Raw genomic sequence first — 4,440 nt, forward strand, 5'->3', positions numbered from 1 at the left:
GCTCCACGTGCACGCCCGTCCACGGACGCCCGGTCGGTACCGGTCGCTCACCCGGTTCCCGTGTCCGGTCGAGGTCACGTCGTGTCCGGTGGGTTGTGCGGCCAGTCGACCTGCCCGCCGGTCTGTTGTGGAGGGGTGCGCCGTCACATAGGCTTTGTGCGCTCAGCGAAATTCTGTGCGACGTACGAGCTTGGCGCCCAGGTTGTTGCCGAGTCCCCGAGCCCCTGGGAGGGATGTCACCGATGGAGATGACGGATCCGGGAGAGGTCGGCTTCGACCCGCAGCGGCTGCAGCGGCTCGTCGAGTCGATCCAGCACGACGTCGACACCGGCTTCTACGACGGTGCCCAGATCACAGTCGGCCGAGCGGGTCACCTGGTGGTGGACGAGGCGATCGGCTTCGCCGACCGGTCGCAGGAGCGGGCGCTGCGGACCGACGACGTGCTGGTCCCCTTCTCGATCAGCAAGCAGCTCGTGGTCGCGACCGTGCTGAGCTTCGTCGAGCGGGGACTGCTCTCGCTCACCCAGCCGGTCGCGGAGGTCCTGCCCGACTTCGGAGCCCGGGGCAAGGGCTCCGTCACGCTGTTCCACCTGCTCACCCACACCGGTGGCGTGCTCGCCGACGTCCCCATGCTCCCGGTCGAAGACCTGATCTCGCTCGAGCGCTTCACCGCCTACGTGTGCGCCTCCGCACCCGAGACCCCGCCCGGGCAGCGCGTCCTCTACTCGAAGCTCGGCGCCCACGCGGTAATGGCGTCCATGCTGGTGGCGGTCGATCCCGGCAAGCGCTCCTTCGACGCCATCGTCGCGGACGAGGTCCTCCGGCCGCTCGGCATGGACAGCACGACCCTCGGGCCCCCACCGGGCGATCGTTACCTGGCGCCCGTGGTGGCCCGCTACCGGCGTCCCGCGGGCATGTTCACCATCGAGGGCATCGAGGGCTCGGGCCACCTCATCACGGCGCCCGGCTCCCAGATGCCCGGTGCGGGCTACACCACGACGGCCGAGGACTTCTACAAGTTCGCCGATCTCCTGCGCGGCGGAGGGGTCCGGAACGGCTACCGGCTGCTCTCCCCCGCCATGATCGAGCTCGCCGCCCGCAACCACACCGGCGAGATGCCCAACTCCCTGCTGGACTACGCGCTCCAGATGCGCAACTGGCTGCCGTGGCCGGCATACCACGGGCTGGGGTTCTTCGTCCGCGGTGACGCTCTCACGCCCGGTCCGCTGCCCAACCTGGGCAGCAAGGGCACCTTCGGCGGCTGGGGCGCCGGCACGTCCTGCTTCTGGGTGGACCCGGCGCGGGACGTCTGCTTCACGCTCATCACCGTCGGCTCCCTGGAGGACACCGACCACCTACCCCGGACCCAGCGCCTCGGCGACATCGTCCTCGCGGCCCTCACCGACTGACCGGTCCTGATCCGAGCAGGAGGAGAAGAGATGAGACTCGAGGACAAGGTCGCCGTGGTGACCGGAGGTGGATCCGGTATCGGGCTGGCCTCGGTACGCCGGTTCGTCGCCGAGGGCGCACGCGTCGTGGCCGTCGACCGCGACGGCGATCGTCTGAAGGACTCCCTCGATGGTGTGGACGGCGCCATCGCGTTGGCAGGCGACGTGACCCGGAGCGCGGACCTCGACGCGGCGGTCGCGACCGCCGTCGAGGAGTTCGGCCGGCTGGACGTCCTGGTGACCGCGGCCGGCATCGCGCAGCCCAGCAGCCAACTGACGACCGAGTTCGGCGGTGACATCACGGAGATCAGCGACGCGGACTTCGCGGAGGTGGTCGAGGTCAACCTGTACGGGACCTTCTACGCGCTGCGCGCAGCGGTGCCGGCCATGCGGCGCAACGGGCCCGAGGGTGGTTCGATCGTGACGATCTCGAGCGTCGGTGCCCTCGCTCTCCTCCCGTTGATCCTGCCGTACCCGGCATCGAAGGCAGGGGTCATCGGGATGACACGCGCCGCCGCGGCGCGACTGGCCGCGGAGAACATCCGGGTGAACGCCGTGGCCCCCGGGTCGACCGACACCCCGATGCTCGCGCAGAACGGGCCCGAGGCCCGCCAGGCGATCATCGACCTGGCCCCGATGAAGCGAATGGCGTCGGCCGACGAGATGGCCAACACCATCCTGTTCCTCGCCAGCGACGAGGCGGCGTTCTTCACCGGCCAGGTGCTCTCGCCCAACGGCGGGACCGCCTGACCGGCGGTCTCCCGTCCGCCGCCGTCGTCACCCGGGTCCTGCCCGGGCGGCGACGGCGCCCCGGTGCCCCACGTCGTCCGGCCGCCGCGTGCAGGACCCGTCGCATCTTCCGTCCCTGGTCGGCGGGTCCCCGCGCGCGGGGACCGCGTCGAATTGCAGCGGTCGGCCTCGGTCACCACTCGGCTCGGTAGACCTCCGCGTAGGGGAAGTCCGAGCCCAGCCGGTGCAGCGCCGACTCGCAGTGGTCATCGATGCGGCGGCGCTGCTCAGCGGTGAGCAACTCGGCCGACCCGCCGGCCGCGCCGCGGCGGACCATGCGGGTCTGCTGTGAGCCGAGGGGGGTGAACGGGCCGAGGTCGAAGCGCTCGCCCACCGCACGCATGGCCTCGAAGGTGCAGTGTGACCTGACCCGCTCCAAGGCTTGAGGGTCGAGGTCGACACCCATCAGGTCCGCGACCTGGCCGATGCCGCCGGGGAGGTCGGCCACGAGCTCCTCGTAGCGCAGGGCCAGGACGTTGGGCCGATGGCGCTCGGCCCACCAACCGGCGACGTGCTCCGGCCACGGCCCGCCGGAGGGGGCGAACCCCTGTTCGCTGAGGAACAGCTCCACCCACGCGCTCACGCTGGGCATCAGCGGCCCCAGCGCGATGCCGCGGACGAAGTGGTAGCTGGAGACCACCACGTCCTTGGGGTCGCGGATCACCACGACATAGCGCGCGGCGTCGGTCAACGGCGTCGCCTCACGAGGCAGGTGGGTCTTCACCGGGCGCAACCCGGTGGGAGCCTCGCGCCAGGTGGGCTCCTCCAGCGGGACCGCGACGGAGGTCTGGCCGCCGGGAGCGTCCGGCCACGGCGCCACGTCGTGGATGTGGTCGAACCGGCCGAGCCCGACGGTCGCGACCTGGTGGACGATCTGCAGCATCCAGTTGGTGCCGCTCTTCTCGTAGGTGGCGACTACGACGTCGTGCTCCCCGGGCAGGTACTCGCCGAAGTCGGCCGGCCGCGGGCCGAACCGACCGAGGACGGAGAGCAGCCGCACCCACAGTCCGAGGCGCTCGACCACCCGCAGGACAGGGCTGACGCCGCGAGCCACGGCCTGCGCTCGTGGGGAGGGCACCACCTCACCGTGCGGCCCGCGCCGGTTCGAGGCGGGCCGACCGCCGGCGATCAACCGGACGGAGCGGCCGCGGCCGATGGCCTGCCGTAGCCGTTCGCGCGCCGTGGCCACACCGTCTTCTGCATGGCCGTTGGGCACCGGCTCACTCCTGGGCGAACGGGATCTGCCGCAGCACTAGGCCCCGGCCGTGGTGGGGTCCCCCGCGGTGTCCTCTGGCGGAGCGGGCACGGCGGACGGGCCGGCAGCAGAGGTGACGCCCGGACGGCCGCGTCGCGCGACCGCCATGGTGAGGAAGGACGTGGCCACCCCGGTGGCCAGCGCGGCGACTGCCACGGCCGGCCCCCTCCGCTCGATGCCCAGCACACTGTCCAAGGAGAGGTCACCGGCTCCGGTCTCGGCCAGCGCCGTCACCGCACCGATGAGGACGGCGTTGTACTCCCACCCGCCATTGGCCGCCCACGGACCGTTGGGCAGGTGCACCTTGCGGATGGCGGTGGTCATCACACCGGTGAGCGCGGACGCCGCGAGCGGCGTGGCCAACCCGGCGGCCAGCAGCGCGCCGCCGGCGGTCTCGGTGACCCCGGCGAGCGTGGCGTGCACCTTCGCCGGCCGCATCTCCAGCGCCTCCATCATGCCCTCGGTGCCGGCGCGTCCCGGGCCGCCGAACCAGCCGAAGAGCTTCTGTGTGCCGTGGCCGATGAACAGCCCGCCGATCAGGAGGCGTGCTCCCAGACGTCCGATGCTCATGTCTTCTCCTCGGATCTCAGTGGGGTGACCGTGCCGCGGCTGTGTCAGGAGCCGGGGCTGCCGGGCGACCGGCCGGACCAGGCCGCCTCGAGCAGTGCGGAGACGCCCTCCTGTGTCACCAGCCGCGGGTTCGCGTAGGGGTTGGCGACCGCGAGCTCCACGATGCGCGAGATGTCCGCCTCCTGCATGCCGAGCTCGGCCAAGGACCGCGGTGCGCCCAGCCGGCCGGCCAGCTCCCACAGCTCCCGGGCCGGGTCGGCGACGCCGCCGAGCGCGCGGGACAGGGCGGCGACCGCGTCGGGGGCGGCGGGCTGCGCCCAGTCGCCGTACAGGTCGTCGTACTCCCGGCCGGGGCCGATGACGACGGCGGCGACGTCG

4 protein-coding genes and 1 pseudogene are annotated in these 4,440 nt (G+C 72.2%); 2 read left to right on the forward strand and 3 right to left on the reverse strand.

Features of this window, described 5'->3' with window-relative positions:
• The first annotated feature begins 242 nt into the window (after window positions 1-242).
• Both VN520_RS25965 and VN520_RS25970 read left to right on the forward strand, forming a co-directional pair.
• Window positions 243-1,409, forward strand: a complete 1,167-nt coding sequence (locus VN520_RS25965) for a serine hydrolase domain-containing protein (protein ID WP_325749368.1) — start codon at window positions 243-245, stop codon at window positions 1,407-1,409.
• 30 nt (window positions 1,410-1,439) lie between these two features.
• Window positions 1,440-2,198: an SDR family NAD(P)-dependent oxidoreductase gene (locus tag VN520_RS25970; protein ID WP_325749369.1), complete on the forward strand. Its 759-nt coding sequence runs from the start codon at window positions 1,440-1,442 to the stop codon at window positions 2,196-2,198.
• A gap of 172 nt (window positions 2,199-2,370) precedes the next feature.
• Here the strand turns inward: VN520_RS25970 and VN520_RS25975 are convergent, their stop codons facing one another.
• The 3 genes and pseudogenes from VN520_RS25975 to VN520_RS25985 all read right to left on the reverse strand — a co-directional run.
• Window positions 2,371-3,453, reverse strand: a complete 1,083-nt coding sequence (locus tag VN520_RS25975) for a sulfotransferase domain-containing protein (RefSeq protein WP_325749370.1) — start codon at window positions 3,451-3,453, stop codon at window positions 2,371-2,373.
• Between the two features lie 36 nt (window positions 3,454-3,489).
• Window positions 3,490-4,062 carry a DoxX family protein gene (locus VN520_RS25980; protein WP_325749371.1) on the reverse strand — a complete coding sequence of 191 codons (573 nt, stop codon included), beginning with the start codon at window positions 4,060-4,062 and terminating at the stop codon, window positions 3,490-3,492.
• A 44-nt stretch (window positions 4,063-4,106) separates the two neighbouring features.
• Window positions 4,107-4,440, reverse strand: a pseudogene (locus VN520_RS25985) (iron-containing alcohol dehydrogenase); the annotation flags it as partial.

The sequence above is a fragment of the Streptomyces sp. genome (assembly GCF_035563135.1).
In the GTDB taxonomy this organism is placed as follows: Bacteria; Actinomycetota; Actinomycetes; order Streptomycetales; family Streptomycetaceae; genus Streptomyces.